The organism is Paenarthrobacter aurescens, from assembly GCF_025421775.1.
Classification (GTDB): domain Bacteria; phylum Actinomycetota; class Actinomycetes; order Actinomycetales; family Micrococcaceae; genus Arthrobacter; species Arthrobacter aurescens_B.
Genome location: NZ_JAOEFX010000366.1, coordinates 1 through 264 on the forward strand (window position 1 = coordinate 1; position 264 = coordinate 264).

The window sequence follows — 264 nt, forward strand, 5'->3', positions numbered from 1 at the left end:
GTTGCATAGACTTAATCCGCATGCTCCGCCGCTTGTGCGGGCCCCCGTCAATTCCTTTGAGTTTTAGCCGTGCGGCCGTACTCCCCTGGCGGGGCACTTAATGCGTTAGCTACGGCGCGGAAAACGTGGAATGTCCCCCACACCTAGTGCCAAACGTTTACGGCATGGACTACCAGGGTATCTAATCCTGTTCGCTCCCCATGCTTTCGCTCCTCAGAGTCAGTTACAGCCCAGAGACCTGCCTACGCCATCGGTCTTCCTCCT

General features: G+C 57.2%; 1 rRNA gene. It reads right to left on the reverse strand.

The features are described from left to right. A 16S ribosomal RNA gene (locus N7568_RS23990) occupies positions 1–264 on the reverse strand; the annotation flags it as partial.